This window comes from Shewanella sp. AC91-MNA-CIBAN-0169 (assembly GCF_040310165.1).
Lineage (GTDB): Bacteria > Pseudomonadota > Gammaproteobacteria > Enterobacterales > Shewanellaceae > Shewanella.
Genome location: NZ_JBEOPM010000041.1, coordinates 1 through 26,128, shown reverse-complemented (window position 1 = coordinate 26,128; position 26,128 = coordinate 1). Strand labels below are relative to the sequence as shown.

17 protein-coding genes are annotated in these 26,128 nt (G+C 41.9%); 8 read left to right on the top strand and 9 right to left on the bottom strand.

Annotation, left to right across the window (positions count from 1 at the left end):
* Positions 1-644: 644 nt before the first annotated feature.
* The 9 genes from mutT to nadC all read right to left on the bottom strand — a co-directional run bounded on the left by mutT (position 645) and on the right by nadC (position 9,180).
* Complete coding sequence (gene mutT, locus AAEY98_RS21465) at positions 645-1,040, bottom strand: 8-oxo-dGTP diphosphatase MutT (RefSeq protein WP_351019579.1); 396 nt, start codon at positions 1,038-1,040, stop codon at positions 645-647.
* Between the two features lie 23 nt (positions 1,041-1,063).
* Complete coding sequence (yacG, locus tag AAEY98_RS21460) at positions 1,064-1,276, bottom strand: DNA gyrase inhibitor YacG (protein ID WP_351019576.1); 213 nt, start codon at positions 1,274-1,276, stop codon at positions 1,064-1,066.
* Positions 1,277-1,318: 42 nt separating this feature from the next.
* On the bottom strand, positions 1,319-2,053 hold the full coding sequence (gene zapD / locus AAEY98_RS21455; protein WP_350998497.1) for a cell division protein ZapD: 735 nt from the start codon (positions 2,051-2,053) through the stop codon (positions 1,319-1,321).
* Positions 2,046-2,675 carry a dephospho-CoA kinase gene (gene coaE / locus AAEY98_RS21450; RefSeq protein WP_351019573.1) on the bottom strand — a complete coding sequence of 210 codons (630 nt, stop codon included), beginning with the start codon at positions 2,673-2,675 and terminating at the stop codon, positions 2,046-2,048. Before coaE ends, zapD begins: the two co-directional genes overlap by 8 nt.
* Positions 2,672-3,598, bottom strand: coding sequence for a prepilin peptidase (locus tag AAEY98_RS21445; RefSeq protein ID WP_351019570.1), 927 nt, complete (start codon positions 3,596-3,598; stop codon positions 2,672-2,674). Before AAEY98_RS21445 ends, coaE begins: the two co-directional genes overlap by 4 nt.
* Before the next feature lie 35 nt (positions 3,599-3,633).
* The gene (locus tag AAEY98_RS21440) at positions 3,634-4,893 is read right to left on the bottom strand and encodes a type II secretion system F family protein (RefSeq protein ID WP_351019567.1); all 1,260 of its coding nucleotides are present in this window, start codon (positions 4,891-4,893) and stop codon (positions 3,634-3,636) included.
* Positions 4,894-5,003: 110 nt separating this feature from the next.
* Positions 5,004-6,710 (bottom strand): type IV-A pilus assembly ATPase PilB, encoded by a 1,707-nt coding sequence (gene pilB / locus AAEY98_RS21435; RefSeq protein ID WP_351019565.1) that lies wholly within the window; start codon positions 6,708-6,710, stop codon positions 5,004-5,006.
* Between the two features lie 82 nt (positions 6,711-6,792).
* Entirely contained in the window at positions 6,793-7,236 is a 444-nt protein-coding gene (locus AAEY98_RS21430) for a pilin (protein WP_351019562.1), read from the bottom strand.
* Between the two features lie 1,065 nt (positions 7,237-8,301).
* Positions 8,302-9,180, bottom strand: coding sequence for a carboxylating nicotinate-nucleotide diphosphorylase (gene nadC / locus AAEY98_RS21425; protein ID WP_101087723.1), 879 nt, complete (start codon positions 9,178-9,180; stop codon positions 8,302-8,304).
* A gap of 417 nt (positions 9,181-9,597) precedes the next feature.
* Here nadC and ampD point away from each other — a divergent pair, with 417 nt between their 5' ends.
* The 8 genes from ampD to AAEY98_RS21385 all read left to right on the top strand — a co-directional run bounded on the left by ampD (position 9,598) and on the right by AAEY98_RS21385 (position 25,998).
* Entirely contained in the window at positions 9,598-10,158 is a 561-nt protein-coding gene (gene ampD, locus AAEY98_RS21420) for a 1,6-anhydro-N-acetylmuramyl-L-alanine amidase AmpD (protein ID WP_351019559.1), read from the top strand.
* Positions 10,159-10,294: 136 nt separating this feature from the next.
* Positions 10,295-11,146 (top strand): beta-lactamase regulator AmpE, encoded by an 852-nt coding sequence (ampE, locus tag AAEY98_RS21415; RefSeq protein ID WP_162024076.1) that lies wholly within the window; start codon positions 10,295-10,297, stop codon positions 11,144-11,146.
* A gap of 472 nt (positions 11,147-11,618) precedes the next feature.
* On the top strand, positions 11,619-12,371 hold the full coding sequence (pdhR, locus tag AAEY98_RS21410) for a pyruvate dehydrogenase complex transcriptional repressor PdhR (RefSeq protein WP_101087720.1): 753 nt from the start codon (positions 11,619-11,621) through the stop codon (positions 12,369-12,371).
* A 91-nt stretch (positions 12,372-12,462) separates the two neighbouring features.
* On the top strand, positions 12,463-15,129 hold the full coding sequence (gene aceE / locus AAEY98_RS21405) for a pyruvate dehydrogenase (acetyl-transferring), homodimeric type (RefSeq protein WP_101087719.1): 2,667 nt from the start codon (positions 12,463-12,465) through the stop codon (positions 15,127-15,129).
* 11 nt (positions 15,130-15,140) lie between these two features.
* Positions 15,141-17,132 (top strand): dihydrolipoyllysine-residue acetyltransferase, encoded by a 1,992-nt coding sequence (aceF, locus tag AAEY98_RS21400; protein ID WP_351019554.1) that lies wholly within the window; start codon positions 15,141-15,143, stop codon positions 17,130-17,132.
* 199 nt (positions 17,133-17,331) lie between these two features.
* Positions 17,332-18,762, top strand: coding sequence for a dihydrolipoyl dehydrogenase (gene lpdA / locus AAEY98_RS21395; protein WP_101087717.1), 1,431 nt, complete (start codon positions 17,332-17,334; stop codon positions 18,760-18,762).
* Between the two features lie 399 nt (positions 18,763-19,161).
* Positions 19,162-23,625: an EAL domain-containing protein gene (locus AAEY98_RS21390; protein WP_351019551.1), complete on the top strand. Its 4,464-nt coding sequence runs from the start codon at positions 19,162-19,164 to the stop codon at positions 23,623-23,625.
* 108 nt (positions 23,626-23,733) lie between these two features.
* The gene (locus tag AAEY98_RS21385) at positions 23,734-25,998 is read left to right on the top strand and encodes a patatin-like phospholipase family protein (RefSeq protein ID WP_101087715.1); all 2,265 of its coding nucleotides are present in this window, start codon (positions 23,734-23,736) and stop codon (positions 25,996-25,998) included.
* The last annotated feature ends 130 nt before the right edge of the window (positions 25,999-26,128 follow it).

The following is a 26,128-nucleotide window of genomic DNA, read 5'->3' as shown; positions in this document are numbered from 1 at the left end:
TATCGCCGATGGTAGTTTGGGGTCTCCCCATGCGAGAGTAGGTCATTTCCAGGCGCCTAATTGACTCGAAAGAGTAGTGATAAGCCCGTTACTAACGTAACGGGCTTTTTTACGTCTGCAATTTATAGTGTAGAGTTTGTTATTGGCCAAAACATGACAGCAGTTTGTCGAATATGCCCATGTGTGAGTAGGTCATTTCCAGGGGCCTGATGGACTTGCAATAGTCGCGAAACAGCCCGCTATAATGTAGCGGGCTTTTTTGTGTCCAAAATTTGAGAGTATGGTGGTTGATAGCATCCATCATAGTGCAAACGATATACACACGCATCACCTTCGGGGATAATCAAGAATTGATCTGGTCAATTAAATTTGCACTCCAAACCGGGGCACGTGTTTAGGCTGCCATTTCGGCTATTGATATAGTCATATAGTCGTTATAACTATGACCACTTTTTTATCGACTTAACGTTTTAAAATGACTAAGCAACGGTTAATTACGGCGCTATGTAATGCTCAAATGAATATTGATAGAGAAGGAGTATTTGTGAATTTTTTCAAGGCAGGAAAATATCTGTTTTAAGGCCATTACTTTATTAGCAATGGACTTATTTTTTAGATCGGTATTTAAATGGGGAGGGACAATTTCAGAGTTCAGCTAATATCTTTTCTACGATAGGCTGATTGGCTTCTGGGAAGTTGTATTCTGCAATACTATGTATCGGCACCCATTCAATTTGTTGCTGCTCCATACCTTTCGCTTGGTTTGAAAATTCAGTAATTAAATGAATATCAAGTCTGACGTGTTTATCTGGATAATCATGACTGATGTCCATGAAGGGAGTTGAATTAGCTACATCAAGATTAACTTCCTCTTTGAGTTCTCTAATTAACGCTTCAGTAACCGTTTCATTAATTTCTACCTTACCGCCTGGGAATTCCCACTTTCCACCTTGATGAAGGTGTCCGAGCCTTTTAGCCAGTAAAATGTGCCTATCTTGATTAATGATGACACCAACAGCGACATGAATTCTTTTTTGCATGTTTGCCCCTTTATAATTTGAACTTATTGTTTAAAGAAGTCACCTTCATCAAAACCAGCATCATCCAACAGATCTAGGTCTATATCGTGCTTAACCGGAATAGCATGCTTCTCACTAGCCCAGTCGCCAAGATCGATCAATTTACAGCGTTCGCTGCAAAAAGGTTTAAATAGGGATTCGTCTTTCCATTCAACTTTGGTTCTGCAAATTGGGCAGTTTACTACTGTTAAAGGCATAATCATTCTTGGTTATTTATATTACTAGTGATGTTAAAGTGTTTATGTGCAGGTTGCTAGTGAGAACTCAACAGTTTCACTGGTATGACGATGTAAATCGAAATCTACAAAATGAATGGCATAACGATTTCGATTGCCGCTGATGGTAGGATAACAGTTTTGATTGGAATTTATTTGTACTCGAATTAATGACAGAGGTTGAACTGAGTTACCTTGGTAGAAACCCACTGGAGCTTGGCATAAACCAAAATCTGCTGTCGTTCGAATCAGTTCCAGAAGTAATGTGATCGGGGCGAGTAGAGGCTGGTATTGAATAAGCCAACTTTTGATATCTTGCTGTCGATGTTGCCAGTCTTTGCCAAGCCAAAAGTGCAGCTGTGGAAAGTCGAAATTACAGTATGCGCCAGTCATGTTGAAGCGCTGTCGTAATGCAGAGATAAATTTGTCTTGTTTAAGGCTACAGCCAATTCTTTCTTGTGCTTGCAGTGGTAATTTTAGCGCGATAAGTCTTTGGGTGAGTTGATCCACTTGAGCATTATCTACATTTGAGTGGGCACGCCAATGAGAAATTATCTGAATCTGTTTTTCAATATCTTTTAAAATATCGGTGCGATAATCACATCGTTCAGTTAGTTCGGCAAGAGCAAATAAAGGGCTAAAACATTGATGTTGGTTATCTTGTTCGGCATGCTGTTGCAACTGTAGGGCAAGGTTTTCTATACGTAAATAACTGCGTATTTTTTCATTTAATGGTTGTTCATAAATTAAATCAGTCATTGACGTTAGTTTCTAAATCGGCTGCCTGTTGTAAGTATTGTTGATGCAGACGAAGTACTTGACTGCGCAACAGCTCATATTCTCCTTGATTATCAATAATGTTATCAGCTTTAGCAAGTCGTTGCTCTCGAGTCATTTGACTCGCCAGAATATGCTCTACTTGTTCTTTACTGACACCATCACGTTGCATCGTCCTTGAAATCTGTAACTCTGGTGCTATATCTACAACCAAAGTAGTATTAACTAAACTATCTAAATGATTCTCAAATAGCAAGGGTACTACCATTATTACATATGCAGAAACCGATGCTTGCACTTGGTTGAGCATCTTTTGGCGGATCATTGGATGGAGTAAATTATTAAGCCATAAACGTTGTTGAGGATTATCGAATACCTTTGCTCGTAGAGCTGCTCTATCAAGGCTACCATCGGTTAATAGCAGTGACTGACCAAAGTGTTGCACTATTGCTTTGAGTCCATCAGAACCTATTGATACCACCTCTCGGGCAATAACATCGGCATCCACTAAGTCTATGCCATATTCTGCAAATAAGTTAGCCACGGTGGTTTTACCACTGGCTATGCCGCCTGTTAACCCTACAACATACTTGTTTAATCTCATAACGTACTAAGATACCAATTAAGAATCTCATGTCCCCATACTAACGCTATCCAGCCTGCAGCAGCAATATAAGGACCAAAAGGGATTGGGTTACCTTTATTAAGTTGTTTAGTCATAATCATGGTTATACCCACTACAGCACCTACGAGTGAAGACAGTAAGATAATTAATGGCAGCATTTGCCAGCCTAACCAAGCACCGAAAACGGCTAATAGTTTAAAGTCACCGTATCCCATGCCTTCTTTGCCAGTGACTAATTTAAATAACCAGAATACCGACCATAAACTTAAATACCCTGCAGCAGCGCCAATAATAGCGTCTTCAGGACTGGTATAAATGCCTTTAAGGTTAATGATTAATCCTAACCACAGGATTGGTAACGTGAGTTGGTCTGGTAACAGCATTTCATCCAAATCGATGCCTGTTAACGCCACTAACACAAACGTTAAAATACTGGCATACACAAATTGCCATGTAGGGCCAAAATGCCAGGCTAATGCGGCAACTAATACACCGGTTAACAGTTCAATAATGGGATAGCGACTTGAAATGCTGGTTTTGCAATCGGCACATTTACCCTTAAGCATCATCCAACCTAATATTGGTAGATTATGCCAAGGCTTTATATTGGCTTTGCATTTAGGGCAGGCAGAACCTGGCACTACCAGATTGTACTTTTTCGGAAAGGGATCAATGGCTTTCTGTAAACGCTCACTGCCTACTTGTTTAACTATGTCAGGATGATATTCGTTGAGATAAAAGTTACATTCGCTTTGCCATTCACGTTTCATCATCACCGGTAAACGGTGGATCACGACGTTGAGAAAGCTGCCAATGGTGGCAGCAAAAATAAAGCTAATCGCAACAAAGACCCAAGGGTATTGAGTCATTGTTGTTATAAAAGTTGTGATAAATTCAGTCATTTTTTCTTTTTATTTTGAGAGTTATTTAATATGTATTAAACGATATTACCCATTTGGAAGATAGGTAAATACATACCGATAATAAGGCCACCGACTAAAGTCCCTATTACCACCATCATGATTGGTTCAATTAAGCTTGATAGACCATCTACCGCATCATCAACTTGCATTTCGTATATGTTCGCGACTTTATTAAGCATTTCATCTAAGCCGCCGGATTCTTCACCAATCATGACCATTTGAATCAGCATATCTGGGAATAAACCTGTGGTGCGCATAGCGACATTCATTTGCATACCCGCCATCACTTCCTGGCGGACTTTTAACAGTGCTTTACGATAAACGAAGTTACCAGATGCGCCAGCGGCAGACTCTAAACCATCTATTAATGGCACTCCAGCGGCAAAGGTGGTTGATAAGGTACGGGCAAAACGTGACATAGCTGCTTTGTGGAGAATATCACCAATCGCAGGTATTTTTAGAACTAATACATCGATTCTGTCGCGAAAACTTTGGGAGGTTCGATGTGCTCGTTTAAACAGCCAGATGCTGATAATAATAGCTAGTACAAAGAAATACCAAGATGCTTGTAACCAGCGTGAAATCCCGATAATAAGTTGAGTAAATGCTGGCAGTTCAGCCCCGAAGCCACTAAAAATATCCTCAAATTGGGGTACTACAAATAATAACAGGAGTGATGTTACTAAGATCGCAACTACCACTACCGCCGCTGGATAAAACATGGCTTTTTTTATTTTTGATTTTAGCTGTTCGGCTTTTTCTCTATATATTGCTATGCGATCAAATACCGCATCGAGTGAGCCTGAGTGCTCGCCAGCTGCAACCAAATCGACATATAAATCGTCAAAATAGCGTCGGTGCGGTCTTAATGCATCAGAAAGCGGAATACCTGATTGGACATCGGATAAAATCGTTCCGAGTAATTCTCGAACTTTAGCTTTTTCATGGCCGCGACCTAGAAGCTCTAGGGTTGTGACTAAAGGGACACCAGCAGCAAGCATAGTGGCAATTTGGCGGGTGATCATCGCAATATCCATTGCGGTAATGCTTTTTTCAGACTTAAATAAAGGTGCTGACTTTTTACGAACTCCTTTAGGAGTAACACCTTGAGCTTTTAGCACACTGCGAATTTCAGCAATCGTGGAACCTTTCAACTCACCAGAAGTACGTTGGCCATCACGATTCACGCCCTTCCATTGGTAAGTAAACACTTTTGGTTGGTGCTTAGTTGTTTTCTTCGCCTTAGCCTTTCTTTTTACTGTTGCTGTGGCCATTTAGCCAATCCTTTTATTATTTCGTTTCATCCACGTTAAATCTTTATTGTTAATAGATAATAATTAATTACATAGTTTATTTGCTACAACTGATTTTACAAGTAGATGTCTTAAAAGCTAGTGACACGGTTAATTTCAGCAATACTGGTTACGCCGTGGATGACTTTAAGCAGCCCAGATTGACGTAAATCGCGCATTCCTTGCTGCTTGGCTAGGGTGGCTATTTGGAGTGAGTTGCCGCCTTCCATAATCGTTCGCGCTATTTCATCGCTCATTTTCATTACTTCGTATATGCCGACTCGGCCTTTATAACCACCTGAGCATAGCTCGCAGCCAACCGGTTTAAATACCGTAAAACCTTTTGCGATATTGGCTTCACTAAAGCCTAAGCGTTGCATTTCAACAACAGGAATTGTCTCTTCGTGTTTACATGCTGGGCATAAACGTCTAGCTAGTCGTTGGGCAATAATTAAATTGACTGAGCTGGCAATATTGTAGCCGGGCACACCCATGTTTATTAAGCGGGTTAAGGTTTCTGCAGCCGAGTTGGTATGCAGTGTCGATAACACTAAGTGACCGGTTTGGGCTGCTTTAATGGCAATTTCGGCGGTTTCTAAATCGCGAATTTCTCCGACCATCACCACATCGGGATCTTGACGTAAGAATGAACGTAGAGCAGAAGCGAAGGTTAAACCGGCTTTTAAATTAATGTGGACCTGATTAACACCTTCGAGGTTTATTTCAACAGGATCTTCGGCGGTAGAAATATTACGCTCTTCTGTATTAAGAATATTGAGACCGGTATACAGTGAGACGGTTTTCCCTGAACCAGTCGGGCCGGTAACTAAAATCATCCCTTGGGGTTTAGCGAGCATCTCTTCATATAACAAACGTTGATCATCTTCATAACCGAGCTTTTCAATCCCCAGCTGCGCGGAAGATGAATCTAAAATACGCATTACGATTTTCTCGCCCCAAATGGTCGGCAAGCTACTGACACGAAAATCGATGGATTTGGTACGCGACAGCTTCATTTTAATGCGGCCATCTTGTGGCACCCGGCGTTCTGCGATATCGAGTTTTGACATGACTTTTAAACGGGCCGAAATCCGGTTGGAGAGATTGACTGGTGGTTCAGATACTTCATGCAAGATGCCGTCGATACGAAAGCGGATGCGATAGCGCTTTTCGTAAGGCTCGAAATGTAAATCTGAGGCCCCTTTACGAATAGCATCGGTGAGAATCTTATTAATATAGATTACGATAGGCGCATCATCACTACTATCACCAGTAGGTTCGTCGCGTCTATCTGTATCGGTGATTTCCATATTGGCCAATACTTCTTCGTCAGCACCAGCTAAATCAAGTCCTGAAATATCATCTTCGATGATCTTTTCGAGTATTTTGAGCAGTTTATCATCTTCAACTAAAATTGCTTCAGCATGTAAACCTAAGCTAAATTGAAAATCTTCAAGGGCTGCAATATTGGTTGGATCAGAGGTGGCGATATAAAGACGATTTCCGCGTTTAAACAGTGGTAAGCATTTATGTTTTTCTATTAGTTTTTTGTTTAATAATTCTTCAGTAATATTACTTACATCAAACTCATTTAAGTCAAGCAGTGGAGTTCCATATTCTTCGTAGCATAACTCAGCTATTTCACGTGCAGAAAGTAATTTTGAGTGGATGATCGTAGTGACTAAAGGTTGCTTATGTTTACGCGAATAAGAAATTGAAGTCGAAACTTGCTCTTCACTAAGAAGACCTTTACGTATAAATAGTGTTGATAAACCTAAATTAAGAGCAGTAGTTGACATCTAATTTCTCTTTATAGAATTCAATATGAAAACGTAACAAAAAAGGCAGCATAAGGCTGCCTTTTTATTAAATTTACTCAAATTAAGTACAATTTTTAGGGTTTAAGTTTTTCTTTACTATATCTGTTGTACAAGTCCATTTAAATGCACCGTTAGCTATAGAAGGGGTCATTGTAATTTTTTTGCCTCTTAAATCAGCTGTTACTCCAGTACTATTCATTGTTACTATAATTGCACCGGTAATAGGCGTAACGGCTAGTGTTCCATAAGTTCCGGTAACAGCTAAGTCAGCAGCTTTCGGCGTTGAAGCTGTCGTTGGATAGTTTCCTTCGCTTTGATAAAAACTTGCTATTTCTGTTTTAGCAGCAGCAGCCAGTGAGACTGCTTCGGAGGCTTGAGCCTTACCAGTGTAATCTTGATATGCAGGCAATGCGATTGCAGCAAGAATACCGATAATTGCTACTACGATCATTAATTCGATAAGAGTGAAACCCTTAACGTTTTTGATTTGGTTAATACCTTTCATTTTTCTCTCCGTAAAATAGGCTGTGGCAGTTTCAATCCTAGAGTTTTAGCACACTTGTTTATAGTTGAGTGTGCTAAATGGCAATCCATATGCCTAAGGCCTTACAGACACAAATATGTGACATTAATTGTCACGATGTCGTTTATGTCGTCGCTTGTGCATATTACTTATAACATTGTGTGCAATGATTTAAGTTTTATGTGTCCATGATGACAAGGTTTGTTAATTCTTTTTTCTAAAATGTGCTTTAGAGGGCTAAACCTATGAAACATTTTCAGTATAACAAGTTTTATAGTTTAGCCATTGCTATGATTGTTATCCATTGGACTGTAAATTCCATCACTTATAGATAGCAACAAGCTACTTACTTTATTGTGTCAGTATTGCATTTCGGCTGAGCTGCAATGCTAGTGTAAACGCTCGTTTTATTAATCGGTAATATTAATATCACTAACAAGCTGTTGAATCAATGTTACGTGATTGATAAAGCATAGACGTTTTTTGCAACTTTAGTATTGCAGTACATGGCCGAAAGGCCAACTCGCCTACATTAGACGTTAGTATAAACGGTCTAAAAAAGGAATAGTTTTATGATACAAATTAAAAATAAATGTCTAAAAAGGCTCTGCTTTCACATTTTCCGCACATTATACCCTATATGTTTTTTGACGTGCTAGGCATAGAGGAAAAATTATTTGACAAAAATGCAACAATGTCGGTTTGTTGGCGCTTTTTCTGATGGCAGATTTGAATTTGCAGAAAGCCTAGATTCGAGAGCGCTACGCTGCTAGATGCTATAAAATCTTAGCAACAAGCGGTGACATACGGTGACGAAAGATAGCAAGCGGGGGCAAGCGATGAGATACGGTGACGAAAGATAGCAAGCGATGGCAAGTGATGAGGTACGGTGACGAGAGGTAGCAAGCGGTGACAAGCGATGAGATACGGTGACGAGAGGTAGCAAGCGGGGGACAAGCGATGACATGCGAGCTAAAAGCCTCAAGGCTAGGTTCTAGTAGCGCTGCGACTCTAGCAGTCCGCTCTAGAACCTATCAGATCTAAGTATTAAGCCTTTAATCTCAATGATAAATCTAATGCTTTGACATGCTTAGTCAGGGCACCTACCGAAATATAATCAACGCCAGTTTGTGCAAAGGTGGCTAGGGTGTCTAACGTGACATTGCCTGAAACTTCTAATTTTGCGCCTTTAGCTTGATCTTTATAACGATTATTAAGACTGACTGCATCGACCATCATGGTGACGTCAAAGTTGTCGAGCATAATGATATCGGCTCCGCCATCAAGTGCTTGGGTGAGCTCATCAAGAGACTCTACTTCCACTTCTACTGGCTTGTTACCATCTAAAGCGCGCGCTGCTGTAATGGCTTGTGAGATGCCGCCGCAAGCCATTATATGGTTTTCTTTGATTAAGAAGGCATCGAATAAACCAATGCGATGGTTTTTGCCGCCACCGCAGGTTACTGCGTACTTTTGGGCGGTGCGAAGACCTGGGATAGTTTTGCGGGTGTCGAGTAATTGAGTATGGGTACCTGCAAGTTTATTAACGTACAATTTTGTTAAGCTGGCTACCCCTGATAAGGTTTGAATGAAGTTCATTGCTGTACGTTCGCCAGTTAAAATAGCGCGTGCTGGGCCAGATAGTTCGCATAACAATTGATTGGCTACAATTAAGTCACCGTCATCAACATGCCAATGCAGCACGACTTCACTGCCCAGTTGATTAAATACTTGCTCTGCCCACGCTTTACCGCAAAACACCCCATCTTCACGGGTGATTAACGCGCCGGAAACGTGTTTGTCTGCAGGGATAAGCTGAGCGGTAATATCAGCATTGAGCATGTCGTGAATGGTATTATGGGCTGTGTGACCTAGGTCTTCATCAAGCGCTGTTTGCACTGCATGACGGATGTCGTTTTCTAACATAAGCAAAATCCTTGCTAAAGAGTGTAATAAGGCTAAACAGTATCTGCATTCAACGGAGTGTTTGTTACAGAATGCATTTGTTAAAGATTACCATAACTTGGCTAGATACTGACACTACCCAGTCGGCAATTTTCAGCATGGGTATGGCCGTTGAATACTGTTAAATTCAGATTGAGAATGGTTAAATAACCTTAGTTTGGGATAATAAACGGTTGTCGAACTGTCCTTTGAGCCGCTAACTGTGTTGCATTGACTTACAATAGACCAGCTACTGACACTGCTATTGATAAGTGGCAGCACCTTGTTAACTAAGCAAATGACAAGTTTGATATCCAATAGGCCAATTATTCTCGTTTTGGCTTACAATCCTATTGTTAACTCTGGTTGAGGTTATGTCGTTATGTTTAAAGGATGAATATGGCAAAAGGCTTATTAAAACAAGGTTGGTTAGCCAGCGCTAGAAAGTGTATTTCGCCCCATTTTAATTCACGGCCAACAGATGAGGTGAGTTTGTTGGTGATCCACAATATTAGTTTACCGGCGGGTTGTTTTGGCTTACCGCACATTGATGCACTTTTTCAAGGCTGCTTAGATATTGAGGCTGACGACAGTTTTGCTGAGTTGGCAGGTTTGCAAGTTTCGGCACACTTTTTAATTCGCCGCGATGGTGAAGTGGTGCAGTATGTGAGTTGTGATGACAGAGCATGGCACGCGGGTATCTCTGAGTTTAACGGGCGTAAGGGCTGTAACGACTTTGCAATTGGTATTGAACTAGAAGGCACCGATAGTAGTGGTTATACCGATGAGCAATATCATCAATTAATGCTGTTAACATTTGAGTTAATGGCGCAGTATCCTATGATTAACGTAAATAATATTGTTGGCCATTGTGATATCGCACCAGGGCGTAAAACAGACCCAGGTTTTAGTTTTGATTGGCCTCGATATAATCAAACCATTGCCGTTGCTATTGCTTAGGCTAATCTCGTGATCATAACTGTCGTTGATAGCATTTATTGATAGCATTTATTGATAGCATTTGTAGCCATCGCCCACGTAAAAACGGTTCTTTAATGGCGACAGCAACAACTGAATTGAAGTTAAAAGGATATTCATGGCGTTATTTTCATTATTAGTGGCAATTCTAGTTGAGCGTATGAAGCTTCTGCCTAGTGGTTGGCAGTTCGATAGTGTGATGACGCGTTACCAAAAGCAGTTTTGGGATAGCCAGTCGCTAAAATCACCATTCGGTGTGGTGATTGCCATCGTGTTGCCTGCCTTATTAGTGTTGTTGATCAGTTTTCTGCTTGATGGCATTTTTTTTGATTTATTGAGCTTGTTGTTTTGGGTGCTGATATCGATTATTTGCTTTAGTCACCAAACATTACGAATTGTGTTTAAACAGTATATTCAAGCGGCATGCCGCGGCGATGTGCAAGCCTGTTACTGTTACGCTAGCGAGTTGGACTCTACAGAGCATTTGGATGTCGTGGACGAACAGGATTTAGGCCGCAAAGTGGGCCAAATGGTGGCGTGGATTAATTACCGCTATTACGGTGCTGTGGCATTGTATTTGATATTTTTAGGCCCAGTAGGTGCAGTTTTATATTGTACAGTGCGCTTTTATAGTGAGTACAACAGTAAGAATAAACTTGAAATGCCATTGGTCGACCGTTTACAAATGATATTTGATTGGTTGCCAAGCAGAGTGTTTAGTTTTGGTTATGTGTTAAGTGGACAGTTTAGTTCAGGGTTAAGCGTTTGGCGACAATATGGTTTAAGTGTCAATACCGATGCTAAAACGATAGTGACCCATACTGCTGTTGCGGCAGAGTCTTTACCTGAAGTTGGAGATGCGCCGTTGAGTGTGCAATCTACCTTGGCATTACTGGCATTAAGTAAGCGTAACTTTGTATTACTGCTAACCATGGTTTCGGTATTAACCATTTTTGGATTTGTTAGTTAGACTCTAGGGCGCTACGCTTCTAGGGCGGACTACGTCCTGCTAGGACAGCTTCGCTGCTGAGATTCTAGGACAGCTTCGCTGCTAAGATTCTAGGACAGCTTTGCTGCTGAGATTCTAGGACAGCTTTGCTGCTGAGATTCTAGGACAGCTTCGCTGCTGAGATTCTAGGACAGCTTTGCTGCTAAGATTCTAGGGCTGCTTCGCTGCTAAGATTCTAGGGCTGCTTCGCTGCTGAGATTTTATAGCCTCTAGAAGCGTAGCGCTCTAGTTTCTAGGACTTTCGGGTAAATGGTCTGACCCCTTAAGCATAAATATCGGTTATGCTCTGGGCTTGAGCGTTTTAAACAAAGCGGTGTTCTTTTGTCGGTATGCTGATAACTAGACACGGCTTGTATGATTTGATAAAGTGCGCTCTCTCATATTAATTGGTAAGACCAATTGACAATTGCTTGTTTAGGGAGCAGAGCGCTACATGGCTTATATTAAGATTAACCAGCCAAAAATTTCTGATGTGATCATGGAGCAATTAGAGCGGATGATCCTAGAAGGCAGTTTGCAGCCTGGTCAGAAACTACCTCCTGAGCGCGAACTCGCGGTGCAATTTGAAGTGTCTCGTCCTTCTTTACGTGAAGCGATTCAAAAATTAGAAGCTAAAGGGTTGCTCATGCGTCGTCAAGGCGGTGGCACCTATGTTAAAGAACAACTGTGGCAAAGCCTTGCCGATCCTATCGTTGAATTAATGCATAACGACTCTGAAAGTCAGTATGACTTACTCGAATTCCGTCACGCCACAGAAGGCATGATGGCGTATTATGCTGCGCTGCGTGGCACCGATTCGGATATGCAGAATATTCAAAAACGAATTATTGAAGTAGAAGCTGCGACGAATATTGAGGCTAAAGCTGCTGCCATTGTACGTTTTTATCGTGCGGTTGCTGAGGCGTCACACAATGTTGCTATGTTGCATTTAGTATTAAGTTTAACCCCTGTGCTGCACAAAAATGTCGCACAAAATCTGGAGCTTTTAAGCATACGCGAAGAAGCTTCCACCATGGCAAATGATCACAGACGCGCGTTACTGGCTGCGATTATACGCCGGGACCCAGACGCTGCACGTGAAGCTTCGAATGAGCACTTAAGCTACATCGAAGAAGTCATGTTGTCAGTAAGGGAAGAAGACAGTCGGTTGCAACGTAGTTTGCGCCGTTTAAAGAGCGGCGTGTAGCACTTGTCACTTTGAATAAGAATACACTTTTGCTGTGTCAACAAGCAGCAAAAAGCCGAAATATAATCCGTATATAGAGAAGGACTGCGAGATGTCTGAAGATATGCTTCAAGATTTAGACCCATCAGAAACCCAAGAGTGGGTTGATGCTCTACAAGCTGTGTTAGAGCAAGAAGGGCCTGAACGTGCACACTTTTTACTCGAAAAATTAATCGACAAAGCTCGCCGTAACGGTACTCACTTACCGTATAACGCGACAACTGCGTATTTAAACACTATTCCAGCAGGGCAAGAACCAAACATGCCTGGCAACCAAGAAATGGAACGCCGTATTCGGGCGATTATTCGTTGGAATGCTTTGGCTATGGTGTTACGTGGTTCTAAGAAAGATTTAGAGCTGGGTGGCCATATTTCAAGTTTCGCGTCTAGTGCGACAATTTACGATGTGTGTTTTAACCATTTCTTCCGTGCGCCTAATGAGCATGACGGTGGTGATTTGGTGTATTTCCAAGGTCATATTGCACCTGGTATTTATGCGCGTTCGTTCCTTGAAGGGCGTATTACTGAAGAACAAATGGCTAACTTCCGTCAAGAAGTTGATGGCAAAGGACTTTCTTCGTACCCACACCCTAAGTTAATGCCTACTTACTGGCAGTTCCCGACGGTATCGATGGGTCTAGGTCCTATTCAAGCGATTTACCAAGCACGCTATTTAAAGTATTTAACTGACCGTGGTTTAAAAGATTGTTCTAAGCAGACTGTTTACTGTTTCTTAGGCGACGGTGAGTGTGATGAGCCAGAAGCATTAGGTGCTATTGGTTTAGCTGCTCGTGAAGAATTAGATAACTTAGTCTTTATCGTTAACTGTAACTTACAGCGTCTTGATGGTCCTGTACGTGGTAACGGTAAAATTATCCAAGAACTTGAAGGCGAATTCCGCGGCGCAGGCTGGGAAGTGGTTAAAGTGATTTGGGGACGCTATTGGGATCCGTTATTGGCTCGTGATACTAGCGGTAAATTATTACAGTTAATGGAAGAAACCGTAGACGGTGAATACCAAAACTGTAAAGCCAAAGGCGGCGCGTATACGCGTGAGCATTTCTTTGGTAAGTACCCTGAAACTGCCGAAATGGTTGCTAACATGTCAGATGATGACATTTGGCGTTTAAACCGTGGTGGTCATGATCCTGTTAAAGTTTACGCCGCACTTGAACATGCACAGAAAACTAAAGGTCGCCCAACCGTTATCTTAGCTAAAACCGTTAAAGGTTACGGTTTAGGTGATGCAGGCGAAGGTAAAAACATCGCTCACAACGTCAAGAAGATGGGCGCTGAATCTATTCGCTACTTCCGTGATCGTTTCAATATCCCGATCCCTGATGACCAGCTAGAAGATTTGCCTTTCTATCACCCAGGTCCAGACTCTGAAGAAGTGAAATACTTAAAGAGTCGCCGTGAAGCATTATTAGGTTATTTACCGCAACGTCGTGAAAAGTTCACTGAAGAGTTAGAAATTCCTTCATTGAAAATTTTTGATTCGATTTTGAAAGGCTCTAATGGCCGTGAAATTTCGTCAACCATGGCGTTTGTACGGGTATTAACCGCGTTATTGAAAGACAAGGGTATTGGTAAGCGTATTGTGCCGATTATTCCTGATGAAGCGCGTACTTTTGGTATGGAAGGTTTATTCCGTCAAGTGGGTATTTATGCTCACGAAGGCCAAAAATATATCCCACAAGATTCTGATCAAGTGGCGTACTACCGTGAAGATAAAACCGGTCAGGTGTTACAAGAAGGTATTAACGAATTAGGTGCAATGTCATCTTGGGTGTCAGCTGCAACTAGCTACTCAGTCAATAACATGCCAACGATTCCGTTTTACATCTACTACTCTATGTTTGGTTTCCAACGTATTGGCGACATGGCATGGGCTGCTGGCGACATGCGCGCTCGTGGTTTCTTAGTCGGTGGTACTTCAGGCCGTACAACATTGAACGGCGAAGGTTTACAGCATCAAGATGGTCACAGCCACGTATTGGCTAACACTATTCCAAACTGTATCTCTTACGATCCAACTTACGGTTATGAAATTGCAGTTGTAGTACAAGATGGTATTCGTCGTATGTATGGCGAAAATCAAGAAGATATCTTCTTCTACCTCACCACAATGAACGAAAACTATGTTCAGCCAGAAATGCCAGCCGGTGCCGAAGAAGGTATTGTCAAAGGTATTTACAAGCTTGAAACAGTTGCCGGTAGTGGTAAAGGTAAAGTGCAGTTAATGGGTTGCGGTACGATACTTGAAGAAGTGCGTAAAGCAGCACAAGCATTAGCAAAAGACTTTGGCGTAAGCGCTGACGTATTCAGTGTAACTAGCTTTAACGAGTTAACTCGTGACGGCCAGGCTGCTGAGCGTTGGAACATGTTGCACCCAACAGCAAAACCTAAGCAAGCATATATTAGCCAAGTATTATCTGCAGACGCGCCAGCGATTGTGGCTACTGACTACATGAAGATATACGGCGAGCAATTACGTGCTTTCGTACCGACAGACTATAAAGTACTTGGTACTGATGGTTTTGGTCGTAGCGATAGCCGCGCAAACTTACGTCATCACTTTGAAGTAGACGCTAAGTTTATTGTTATTGCGGCACTGAAGTCTCTTGTTGATCGTAATGAAATGCCTGTTGATGTGTTAACTAAAGCCATCGCTGAATATGGTATTGACGCTGACAAGATTAACCCACAGTTCGCGTAAGGGGATACAAAATGGCTGAATTAAAAGAAGTTTTGGTTCCTAACATCGATACTGATGCAGTACAGGTTATTGAAATTTGTGCTGCGGTTGGTGATTATCTTGAAAAAGAAGCATCAATCATTACAGTTGAAAGTGATAAAGCGACCATGGACATTCCAGCACCTTTTGCTGGTACGTTAGCAGAATTAAAAATCGCTGTCGGTGATACCGTTTCTGAAGGTACCTTGATTGCGATGATGAGTGCAGCTAACGCTGCACCGGCTAAAGCCGAAGCAGCTGCGCCAGCACCTAAAGCTGAAGCGCCAGTGGCACAAGCTGCAGCTCCTGCACCAGTGACGCCAGTTGCCGCACCAAGTGCTGGTAGCTCAGAAGTGATTGAAGTAAAAGTACCTGATATCGGCGGAGACACTGACGTGTCGGTCATCGAAGTATTAGTTGCTGTTGGTGATAGCATTGACGTTGATACGGGCTTAATTACCTTAGAAACCGATAAAGCAACCATGGACGTACCGTCACCTAAAGCGGGTGTGGTTAAATCAGTAACAGTGGCCGTTGGCGACAAAGTGTCTGAAGGTTCATTGGTTATCACGCTAGAAGTTGCAGGTTCTGCGCCTGTTGCAGCTGCACCACAAGCCGCTGCACCAGTTGCTCAAGCGGCTCAAGCGGCTCAGGCTCCTGCAGCACAAGCCGCAACGACAACTCAAGTACAAGAAATTCATGTGCCTGATATTGGCGACGCCAATGATGTTGATATTATCGAAGTGTTGGTTTCTGTTGGTGATGAAATCACTGCCGATCAAGGGTTAATTACCCTTGAAACAGATAAAGCTACGATGGAAGTGCCAGCACCGTTTGCCGGTAAATTAGTGTCGTTAACGGTTAAAGTGGGCGATAAAGTGTCTCAAGGTAGCTTAATTGCGACCATTGAAACCACTAGCTCTGCACCAGTAGCGCAAGCTGCTCCTGCTCAAGCAGAGCCCGCTCCAGCGGCAGCCGCGCCAACTATGGCGGCTAATCGTCCATCCACTCCACCAGTGCCGTTTCACCCAAGTGCTGCAGTGACTGCGTCAACTGGTGTTGTTCATGCTTCGCCTGCGGTACGTCGCTTAGCGCGTGAGTTTGGTGTTGATTTAACCAAGGTTTCTGGTACTGGCCGTAAAGCGCGTATTTTGAAAGAAGACGTGCAAGCGTTTGTGAAATACGAATTATCACGCCCTAAAGCAACTGCTGCTACAGCGGTTTCTGGTGGTGCTGGTGGCTTAAACGTGATTGCAGCGCCTAAAGTTGATTTCAGTAAGTTTGGTGAAGTGGAAGAAATACCACTAAGCCGTATCCAGAAAATCTCTGGTCCTAACTTGCATCGCAACTGGGTAACTATTCCACATGTCACCCAGTTTGACGAAGCTGATATCACTGAGATGGAAGCATTCCGTAAGCAGCAGAACGACCTTGCCGCGAAGAAGAAAGCGGATTACAAGATCACTCCACTAGTGTTCATGATGAAAGCTGTCGCCAAAGCATTAGCTGAGTTCCCAGTGTTTAACTCTAGTTTGAGCCCTGATGGTGAGTCGCTTATTCAGAAGAAGTACTTCCACATTGGTGTTGCTGTTGATACGCCAAATGGCCTAATGGTTCCGGTGGTACGTGACGTTGATAAGAAAGGCATTGTTGAATTGTCGCGTGAGTTAACCGACATTTCTATCCGTGCTCGTGACGGCAAACTTAAGTCTGCTGACATGCAAGGTAGCTGTTTTACCATTTCAAGTTTAGGTGGTATTGGCGGTACGGCGTTTACGCCGATTGTTAACTACCCAGACGTGGCTATTTTAGGTGTTTCAAAATCTGAAATTAAGCCAAAGTGGAATGGTAAAGAGTTTGAACCTAAATTAATGTTGCCGTTATCGTTGTCATATGACCATCGCGTTATTGATGGCGCAATGGCTGCACGCTTTAGTGTGACCTTGTCTGCGATACTATCAGACATTCGTACATTGATTTTATAACCACAAAGGTCGCTCATATGAGCGACCTTTTTATTGTGATCGGTTTCAAACAAATTGATTTGAGTATAAAATGCGCCCATCCCAATTTTTTAGTCCACAATTGAAAGAAATTGGAAGTGAAACGTAAGTTTCAAGCTGGCGACATCGACATTTGGGCCGATCCGTCTTTCACACGGAATGAACAAGATTAGAGGAAATCATGAGTAACGAAATCAAAACTCAAGTAGTCGTACTAGGAGCAGGCCCAGCAGGTTATTCTGCGGCGTTTCGTGCTGCTGACTTAGGCTTAGACACCATAATTGTTGAGCGTTTCAGTACCCTTGGTGGTGTGTGTCTAAACGTTGGTTGTATTCCTTCAAAAGCACTATTGCACGTAGCAAAAGTCATTGAAGAAGCCAAAATTGTTGCTGACCATGGTGTTGTTTTTGGTGAGCCAAAGATTGATTTAGACAAATTACGTAGCTTTAAAAATAAAGTCATTGGCCAATTAACAGGCGGTTTAGGCGGAATGTCTAAAATGCGTAAAGTTGATGTGGTTAATGGTTTTGGTAAGTTCACTGGCCCTAATAGCTTAGAAGTTACTGCTGAAGATGGCACTGTGACTGTTGTTCAGTTTGAACAAGCCATTATTGCAGCGGGTTCACGTCCAATTAAATTACCGTTTATTCCACATGACGACCCACGTATTTGGGACTCAACTGATGCACTTGAACTGAAAGAAGTGCCTGGTAAGTTATTAGTGATGGGTGGCGGTATTATTGGTCTAGAAATGGGTACTGTGTATTCATCTTTAGGCAGTAAAATTGACGTGGTTGAAATGTTTGACCAAGTTATTCCTGCTGCAGATAAAGACGTTGTCCGTGTATTCACTAAGCAAATCAAGAAGAAGTTTAACCTTATTCTTGAAACTAAAGTGACCGCAGTTGAAGCAAAAGACGACGGTATTTACGTAACAATGGAAGGCAAGAATGCACCTGCCGAACCTGTTCGTTACGATGCTGTTTTAGTCGCAATTGGTCGTTCACCTAATGGTAAGTCTTTAGCTGCTGAAAAAGCAGGTGTGAATGTTGATGAACGTGGCTTTATTAACGTTGATAAGCAGTTACGTACTAACGTACCGCATATTTATGCTATCGGTGATATCGTTGGTCAGCCTATGTTGGCTCATAAAGGTGTGCATGAAGGTCATGTTGCAGCGGAAGTGATTTCGGGCATGAAGCACTACTTCGATCCTAAAGTGATTCCATCAATTGCTTATACTAATCCTGAAGTAGCATGGGTCGGTTTAACTGAGAAAGAAGCGAAAGAGCAAGGTATTGCTTACGAAACCGCAACTTTCCCTTGGGCTGCAAGCGGCCGTGCAATCGCTTCAGATTGCAGTGAAGGTATGACTAAGTTAATTTTCGACAAAGAGACTCATCGCGTGATCGGTGGTGCTATTGTTGGATCTAACGGCGGTGAATTATTAGGTGAAATTGGCCTAGCAATTGAAATGGGTTGTGATGCTGAAGATATCGCATTAACGATTCATGCTCACCCAACATTGCATGAGTCTGTAGGCTTAGCGGCTGAAATGTATGAAGGTTCAATTACTGACTTACCTAACCCTAAAGCGGTTAAGAAGAAGTAATTAACGCTGACTAAATAGCCTTAAAAAAAGCATTCCATTTTGGGGTGCTTTTTTTTGTCTTTTTTCTGATATTTTAGGCTAGTCTTAATGATTAATATGTGTGAGTTATATTACGTTATAGGGCATTTCACAACATGTTGATTTAGCAGAATAGAAAGCGAATCGAATAATGATTCAATCGGGGGTGACTTTCCTACTAAAATAATGTTAAAACATTAATATTACTTATAAAAATCGCATTCAAGTCGTTAACAATAAAAATAAGTGATATTAACTTTTTTGGCTAGTAACCGATCCATCACAACACCAAGATGATTAATGTGTCGATGATGATAAGCCTGTTTTTTACTACGTGTGGGGCTTGCCTGCATTTGATCACGTAAAGGATAAACTGAATTTATGACCAGAGCAGTATTGGTGAGCCTAGGCTGTTTTATATTGTCTTTATTTACTGTATTGCCTGCGTGCAGTGCAGACATTGTTCAGCGAGTCTTTAACGCCAAAGATGGCTTAGCTAATGCGACGATTCAAGACATTAGTTTTGACCGTTATGGTTATGTTTGGCTGGCGACTCAGCAAGGTCTTTATCGCGTTAGTAATAGTAAAGTAAGGCGTATTGATAAAGTGGGTTTTGATTCGGTACTTGATGACGAACTGATTACAACAGTAGTTAATTCTGGCCAAGACCATTTACTTGTTGGCACCAATTCCTCGCTATATCTTTACAGTATTTTAGATAATCACTTCAGTTTATTGCTTAAACCTGAAGATAATGATGCGACTAATATCAATAACAGTATTCGCGTGGCGGCAACTCAGCGTCAGCTTGATGGACGATTGCTGATACTCGCTTATTCTGGTCAAGTGTATTATTTTGATGATGCTTCTCAGCAATTGTCTTTATCTCCAAGTCATTCTTTAGACCATAATTTACCTTGGCGCAATGCGCTTGAATTGCACAATTCCCAGTATTTGTTTTCAACTAATCACGAGCTTCAACTTCACCAAGCCGATGGTAGCTTCATTGGTCTATTTTCGTTGTCTGATAAAAATGATTCCATCAGGAAGTTGTTTCAAGATAGACAACAACGAGTGTGGATGCTGACATCGAAAGGTTTATTTAAGGTCAATACCGAAACGCTTACGGTGCAATCTGTGCCTGAGATTCCCTATTATGTTGACCAAATGGAGCAAGATCTTAATGGTGACTTGTGGATTTCAAGCCGAGCAGGATTGATTTTTTGGAGTCCAGAAAACAACAAGTTAACCGTATACCATGACGAGCTTAAACAGCGAGCTAATATTGATTACATTCATGATATGGCTGTGGATTCTGAAGGTTTACTGTGGGTTGGTGGCTCTGGTGATGGGTTAGCGGTGATAGCGGGTAAACCTCATTTTTTAATTGAAGATTATTCTAAAAAGCCGCCTTATCAACTTGATAATGAAATGGTGTGGTCGGTATACAGCGAAGGCGATAAGGTGTGGCTAGGCACCGATGGTGGTTTGTCTGTCGTTAACACTCAGAGCCAAACCTCAACCATGGTAATCCCCAAAGGATTTGAACTGAGTGACAGTATTTATCGAATTGAGTCTTTAAACGCACAGCATCTTGTGTTGGCCACGACCAGTGGCTTATATGTTGTTAATAAATTGACTAATGCCAGTACCGACTTTGCGACATGGAGTGGTGGTAAAGAGTCACTGGACGATAGAATCGTCATTGGGATTTATCGTGACGAGTTACTGAGTGATGTGATTTGGTTTACCACCACTAAAGGATTGTATTATTGGCAAGATGGTAATACTGATTTGACGTTACAAGTTTTATCAGATGGCCAGCAGTCATTAAGTCATACGCTATATAAAGCCTTATTAAGGGATGATGCTGATCATTTATGGATTAGTGGCAGTAAACATTTTGGCTATTTAACCACTGCGGGTGAGTATATTTCTAAAGTGGATGTATTTGCTGATTTTACAAATGTCCCAACCATGAATAGTCTTATGCAAGTGGCGCCGGGGGTTATATGGCTAGGCACGTCCCAGCAAGGTATATATCAATTCAATACTCAAACCGAAGAGCTTATTTCGCTGGATCAACAGTGGAAGATTGATTGTAAAGTGGTGTTCTTTTTACAGGACACTGAAACAGACCATATTGTTGGCTGTGCCAGTGCCATTATTAAGGTTAATAAGGCGACAGGTAAAGTCAGTTCGTTTAGCCATAAAGACGGTTTTATTTCCGATGAATTTAATGAGTCGGCAAAGTTTTATGACCCTGCAAAAGGCTTTTTTGTGGGTACGCCAGACGGAGCGATGTTAATCGACCTCGATAAACTGGCGCCGCGGACTGTAAATGACAAAGTGATACTTGAATCTGTGTCGGTATTTTATGAAAACAATACCGAGGTTTATCTCATTCCAAGTCAATTGTCGCAAGTCGAACCGGGTGCCAGCTTAATTAGCTTTCAAATTGCCGTGCTCGATTACCTTGATGATAAGCCAATGACCATACAGTATCGTTTGGTCAAAGATGGCGCAGACTCTGGCAATTACGTGTTATTAGAAGGCCAGTCACAGATTAATATTACCGGTTTAAGCGCTGGGTCGTATGCACTTGAGCTTTTATATAAAAGAAATGGCGTGTGGTCGAATGAGCCATTTCAATATCGATTTACTGTAAAGCAGTTTTGGTGGCGCTCACAACAATTTAAAGGCGCATTGATTTTTAGCATATTACTGATAGCCGCCATTATATTGTTATATAGACAGCGGCAAATTCATCGGTTTAAGCAAATGAATCATGCTTTGGTTGAAAGTGATGAACGCCTACGTCAATCGTTAAAAGGCAGCGATTCGGACCTATGGGAGTGGCATAAATCAACACAAGTGCTGTCACTCGATAATCGCGGTGGTGTATTAGGACCAGAGCAGCAGATTGACGTTAAACTAGAAGAGATCCCAATTCATCAAGACGATGTTGAGAGAATCACATCGGTTTGGCAGGACCTTGTTAACGGTAACGTCGAGATGATTGATGCCGAGTATCGATATCGTAATCAGCATGATCATCAGTGGCATTGGTTACGAATTAAAGGCCGTGCTATTGAGGTAGATCTTAACAATGGAAGACTAATTTATGCTGCAGGGATGTATACCGACATCACTCAACAAAAAACCCTTGAAAGTGAGGTTAATTTATTAGCCCAAGCATTTGAAAATACTTCCGAAGGCATGTTGATATTAGACATGAAAAAGAACATCAAAATCAGCAATGCTGCGGCTAATTTAATTCTAGCGGCTAAAAAGAGTGATTTGGCCGGCACACCTTTTTCCGACTTAGTGTTTGAGACCGTAGAACCTTTTGACATGGACGATGTGTTCGATAAGGAGCGCTTTTGGACCGGAGAATGTGAATTTAATTGTAGTGATGGTAGCCGATGCCCTGTTTGGATCAATGTATCGACCATGTTCAATATGAATGGTTCGGCATTACATTATGTGGTGGTGTTTTCTGATATCACTGAGCGTAAGCATAATGAGTTACATCTGCGCCGCTTAGCAAACAATGACATGTTAACCGGCTTAGCTAATCGAGCGATGTTTTCGCGCCGATTGGGCCAGGTTATTGAAATAGCAAAACAGCACAAAGAAACCCTAGCGTTATTGTTTTTAGATCTCGACAGATTTAAACATGTTAACGACTCATACGGTCACAGTATGGGTGATGCATTACTCGTTGAAGCTGCAAGTCGACTACAGTCTTGTTTGTCTGAAGAACATTTATTGTGTCGTTTTGGTGGTGATGAGTTTGTTATTTTGCTGCGTGATGCAAAAGACGTCGACACCATTAACCACATTGCCAAACAGTTATTAAAACAAATCGAAACGCCTTTTAAATTATACGGTCGAGAATTTTTTATTTCGACCAGCATTGGTATTAGCATTTGGTCTGGCGATGATCAAACGCCTGAAACCTTAATTAAAAACGCCGATTTAGCCATGTACCATGCTAAAGAAGAGGGCCGTGGTAATTTTCAATATTATTCAGCAGAACGGAATGCAGAAGCCTTATATCACTTACGCATAGAGGCTGATTTGCATCGAGCGATACTGTGCAATGAATTTGAATTGTATTACCAGCCTCAGATAGATGTTAACCAACAAAATAGTATTGTTGGCGTTGAAGCGTTAATTCGTTGGAAACACCCAAAAGATGGCATGGTTAACCCCGATGTGTTTATAGGTATTGCAGAATCCTGTGGTTTGATTGTTGAGATTGATCGTTGGGTGCTAACTCAAGCTTGTCTCGACGGTGCAGATTGGCATCAGCGATACCAAAGCGACATAAAAGTGTCGGTTAATGTGTCTGCAATGCATTTCAGACAGCCAGACTTTATCGACTTTTTAACCGCAACATTACATCAAACTGGCATGCCTGCTAAATGTTTGTCGGTAGAAATTACCGAAGGCGTATTGATGAAAGAAATTGCTATCGCCAGCCAGCATTTACTCGCGTTAGAGCAGTTAGGTATTGATGTTGCTATAGATGATTTTGGTACAGGTTATTCGTCGCTTGCGTATTTACGTTCATTCCAAGTCAATATTCTGAAAATAGATCGCTCGTTTTTAATTCATATTGACAACCATCAAGCCGATCAAGCCATTGTGAGCAGTATTATTGGATTAGCACGTAACCTATCGCTTGAAGTCGTGGCTGAAGGTGTTGAAACATCTGAGCAACTTGCACAAGTTGTTAAGCGTGGTTGTCATATTATTCAGGGATATTATTTTGCCAAGCCGATGCCCAAAGCCGAACTTGAGCTCGATATTAAGCGACAAATGGGGATTAATGAATGATGAGTTCATTAGTGATGCCAGGGTAATCTTGTTGCTGCTATCCATTAGTATGGGTATTGATTAAATTTTGTTAGAATAAGTTGTTTTTACTTACTTTCGGAATGATTTATGCAACAAATTTTGCGCCTTAACTTACCTACCTGGTTTTTGGCTAGCTGTATTTGCTTTAGCCTAGTAGTGCAACCTGTCTATGCTGCAAAAAAAGCCGCTAAAGAAAGGCCCACTATTGGCTTAGTGCTGAGTGGCGGCGGGGCAAAAGGTGCTGCTCATATTGGTGTGTTGAAAGTACTTGAAAAATATCATATTCCTGTTGATTACATTGCGGGTACCAGTATTGGTGCTTATGTTGCTGGCATGTACGCGTTAGGCTATAACGCCGATCAAATAGAAGAAATAATGCTTAGTGGTGAGTGGTCTAAAGGCTACTCAGACACCATTCCGCGCGATAAATTAAGCTACCGTGATAAACAGCAACGAGATCAGTTTAATATTCCACTGACCGTGGGTTATAACAATAATAGCTTAACCTCACCTAGTGGTTTGTTACGTGGCCAAAGCATGTCTCAATTACTGCGCCACTCCACGGGTTTAGTTGAACAGTTTGGTGACTTTGATGAACTCGCGATTCCGTACCGAGCGGTGGCGACGGATTTAGCAACCAGTGAAGCAGTGGTGTTATCCAGCGGCAGTGTAGTACAAGCCATGCAAGCATCTGCCACCGTTCCAGGTGCATTGCAGCCAGCATTGATTAACGGTCGTTTACTGGTTGATGGCGGAATTGCCAACAATATGCCTATCGATGTGGTAAAAGCCATGGGGGCAGATATCATCATTGCCGTCGATATTGGTTCCGCACTGACCAAACAAGAACATTTAGACAGTACCATTGCGGTTTTAGAGCAACTTTCAACTATTTTGACTCAAGCGAGCACAGCTCGCCAAAAAACCTTACTGACGTCTAGCGATATCCTCATTCGTCCCGCCATTGATAGCCTAAGCACCACTGATTTTTCAATCATGCCATTAGCGCTCAAATTAGGTGAAAATGCCGCCAATTTAGAGTTAGTGAAGCTGGAAGCGCTTGGTATTAGTGAGCAAGACTATTTAGCTTATCAAGCGGATAAATTACAACAAAGTTTACTGTGGATCGATCCGCTTAAAAAACCCATTTATAAAATTGCTTTCGACAATCAATCAAAAGTCAGTGAAAAATTACTGCGTGAGCGTTTAGGGATTACCGAAGGCGTTGTACTGACCAAAGAAGAGTTAAATTTAGCGTTAAATCGAGTGTATTCACTGAATAAATTCGAGCGTGTCGATGCCGAGTTTGAAGATGTTGAACAGGGCCGAATTTTAACCATTACCACCAGAGCCAAATCATGGGGGCCGAATTACTTTCAAGCAGGCTTTAACTGGGAAGATGATTTCACCTTAGATTCGGCTATTACACTCAGTTTGGCTTACACCATGACCGACTTAACTGAAAATGGTGGTGAGTGGCGTAACGAATTAGAACTGGGGTATAAAAAGTTAGTCGGCACTGAGTTTTATCAACCATTAGACCGTGATCAAACATTTTATAGCCTAGCGCGATTCCAGTATGAAATGAAAGATTGGGATTTAATTGATCAAGATAGCCGTTATGTAGAACTCGAAAATAATGTTGCTCAAATCGTTTTAGGTATCGGCTATAACTTTGATTCAGATGGTATTATCGAATTAGGTTTTGTCGGCGAAGATGGTCGGGTTAGCAGTGAATTTGGCTCGGTTGATTCACTAGATTATCATTCCACGGGTGGCTATTTAAAAGTGGCCTACGACAGCCTAAACAGCATTAGCTTCCCGACGGAAGGTAATCGAATTACCTTTGTCAGCTACTTAAGAGATGAATCCTACAATGGACTAAGCAATGTCGATACGACTTTTAGTGATGACTTAGCATGGCAATTTGAAGCAGATTGGAAAGGTGCGTTGAAACTCGGAAATCACGCCATTGTAGGTAAGATGGAACTGGCAACTGTTGAGAATGACGGTAACTTTACCTTGCATGTGGCAGATTTAGGCGGCTTCTTGAATTTGTCGGGTTTCCGTAAAGACACCTTAATTGGTGCACATAAAGTGTTTGGAGCCGTGATTTATCAATATGATCTCGGCCGTGATGTACTGATCACCGACTTGCCTTTGTATTTAGGTACCAGTCTTGAAGCTGGTAATGTGTGGTTTGATCGTGATGATGTCGATTTAGATGATTTGATTTACGCCAGTAGTTTGTATTTAGGTACTGATACCGACTGGGGCCCGGCAGCATTAGGTTTTGGTTTTACCGATCGCGGTGAAACAGCATTCTATTTGTTTGTCGGTAAAAACTTTTAGGCCGTCTATCTAAGCTAAAAGCCTAGAGCGCTTCGCTGCTAGGACGCTACGCGGCTAGAGGCTATAAAATCTTGGTGACGAGCGGTGGCAAGCGATGACGAGAGATAGCAATCGAGCTAAAAGCCTAGTG